This window comes from Rhodoferax sp., from assembly GCF_014859475.1.
In the GTDB taxonomy this organism is placed as follows: Bacteria; Pseudomonadota; Gammaproteobacteria; order Burkholderiales; family Burkholderiaceae_C; genus Rhodoferax.
Genome location: NZ_JACUUE010000298.1, coordinates 1 through 2,217 on the forward strand (window position 1 = coordinate 1; position 2,217 = coordinate 2,217).

A 2,217-nucleotide genomic window follows, 5' to 3' on the forward strand; every position below is an offset into this window, starting at 1 on the left:
GCAAACAGCGGGTGTGCCTGGGCATAAGCGTCTTCTTCGCGCACGTCGAGCAGCGCAATCTCCTGCTTGTTGAGCAGGGCCTGGCGCACCGCCTGAAAATTTTGCAGCGGGAACGGCGTGATGGCATTTTGCGAGTTCATCATGGGCGGGCTTCAGGCAGGGCTGTCGTGCATTGGGTTCGGCGACTCAGGCGGGCGTCGGCATGGCCAGTTCCGCCAGCGACGCCAGCAAATCGCCAAAGCGCTCACCTTGCACCACCACATGGTCATGCAGGGCGGCGGCGGCGGCCGCCGCGTCGCCCGCCAAGATGGCTTGCACAATGGCATCGTGCTCGGTAAACGAAATATTGATGCGGTTGCGCACCCGCAGTTGCAGGCGCCGGTAGGGGCGCAAGCGCCGTTGTAATTGCTGCGCCTGTTCACCCAGAAAAACGTTGTGGCTGCCGGCATAAATAGCGGCATGGAAGCGTTCGTTGCAATAAAAATATTCATCAGAGTCCTGCGCGTTGCGCGCCGTTTCGCAGGCCTGGTGGGCGGCCTGCAGCGCGCTGCGCTCGGCATCACTCATGCGCCGTGCGGCCAAGCGCGCGCACATCGCTTCAAGTTCGGCCATGACTTCAAACATTTCCAGCAAACGCCCTGGGCCGATGCTGGTCACCACGGCACCGCGGCGCGGCCGAATCTCGATCAGCCCTTCGGCGGCCAGTTGAATCAGTGCCTCACGCACCGGCGTGCGCGATACGCCATGCTGCTCAGCCAGCGTGGCTTCGTCGAGCGCACAGCCGGGTGGCAATTCGCCGGTGGCGATTTGTTCTTCAATTTTTTCGCACACTTGGTCAGAAATCTTCATTGTTCAATTCTCGCACTTCTGTTTTTACTGGATTCAAAAAATTGCTTAGGGTATTCACTGATGCAATTAAAAAATACAAAAACTACATTAATGCACACATTCAACTTAAACCCAGGAGACAAATCCATGAACAGCCCCCGTTTTGCCAAAACTTTCACCAGCGTGCTGATTGCTGCCCTGCCCATGACGGCTGTGTTGGCCGATAGTGTCACGCTCAAAGCCTCGCACCAGTTTCCCGGTGGCAAAGGCGACGTCCGCGATGAAATGGTGCAGATGATTGCCAAAGAGGTTGCCGCTGCCAACGTTGATCTCACCATCAAGGTGTTCCCCGGTAGCAGTCTGGTCAAGGCAAAAGAGCAGTGGAAAGCCATGCAGACCGGTCAAATTGACATGACCTCGCTGCCTTTGGATTACGCATCAGGTCAGCACCCGCAGTTTGGTGCCACGCTGATGCCAGGCCTGGTCAAGAGCCATGACCACGCCTTGCGCATCAACAAGTCGCCCTTCATGCAAGACATCAAGGCCATCATTGAGCAGGGCGGCGTTCATGTGCTGGCCGATGCCTGGCTGGCGGGCGCTTTTGCTGGCAAGGACAAGTGCATTCTCAAGCCCGAAGATGCCGCCGGCATGAAGGTGCGCTCGGCCGGCGCCACGTTCTCGCAGATGTGGGCCGGCGCGGGTGCCTCGGTGGCCTCGATACCCTCCAACGAGGTGTACAACGCGATGCAGCAGGGCGTGATCCAGGGCACCGACACCTCCACCGGCAGCTTTGTGTCGTTCCGCCTGTATGAGCAGGTCAAGTGCATCACGGCGCCCGGCGACAACGCCATGTGGTTCATGTACGAGCCAGTGCTGATTTCCAAGAAGAGCTGGGATAAGCTCAACGACGCGCAAAAAGCGGCGTTGACTGCGGCTTCAAAGAAAGCCGAGGACTACTTCAACGTCGAGTCCAAAAAGCTCGACGACAAAATGGTCGAGACGTTCAAAAAGAACAATGTGCAGGTGGTCACCATGACCGAGGCCGATGCCGAAGCCTGGCGCGCCGTGGCCAACAAGACCTCTTACAAGGTGTTTGCCGAAAAAGTACCTGGCGGCAAGGAGCTGATCGAAAAGGCGCTCAGTGTTAAATAAAGAGCAGAAATTGGCTCTGCCCCTGTGGGTGCAGGCGGTTTATGCCGTTTCGCGCGCCCTGGGGGTGTTTTCTGCCGGCCTGATCGTGCTGGCCATTGTGGTGGTGTGCCAGATGGTGTTTGTGCGCGCGGTGCTGGGCCAGTCGTCCATCTGGCAGACCGAGTTTTCCACCTTTGCCATTCTGGCGGCCACTTTTCTTGGCGCGCCCTATATTTTGCTGACGCGCGGCCATGTAGG

The 2,217-nt window shown here is 58.1% G+C and carries 3 protein-coding genes; 2 read left to right on the forward strand and 1 reads right to left on the reverse strand.

Annotation, left to right across the window (positions count from 1 at the left end; translation table 11 throughout):
- Positions 1–186: 186 nt before the first annotated feature.
- The gene (locus IBX54_RS14600; RefSeq protein WP_296543380.1) at positions 187–849 is read right to left on the reverse strand and encodes a GntR family transcriptional regulator; all 663 of its coding nucleotides are present in this window, start codon (positions 847–849) and stop codon (positions 187–189) included.
- 126 nt (positions 850–975) lie between these two features.
- On the opposite strand from IBX54_RS14600, the gene dctP reads away from it, so the two are divergent.
- Both dctP and IBX54_RS14610 read left to right on the forward strand, forming a co-directional pair.
- Positions 976–1,980 carry a TRAP transporter substrate-binding protein DctP gene (gene dctP / locus IBX54_RS14605; RefSeq protein ID WP_296543381.1) on the forward strand — a complete coding sequence of 335 codons (1,005 nt, stop codon included), beginning with the start codon at positions 976–978 and terminating at the stop codon, positions 1,978–1,980.
- A gap of 10 nt (positions 1,981–1,990) precedes the next feature.
- The coding region (locus IBX54_RS14610) for a TRAP transporter small permease subunit (RefSeq protein WP_296543382.1) at positions 1,991–2,217 on the forward strand (227 nt) is incomplete at its 3' end.

What these genes read in the sequence shown, in the direction of transcription:
- IBX54_RS14600 (WP_296543380.1), bottom strand. Translation starts at nt 849, where the DNA reads ATGAAGATTTCTGACCAAGTGTGCGAAAAAATTGAAGAACAAATCGCC.
- dctP (WP_296543381.1), top strand. Translation starts at nt 976, where the DNA reads ATGAACAGCCCCCGTTTTGCCAAAACTTTCACCAGCGTGCTGATTGCT.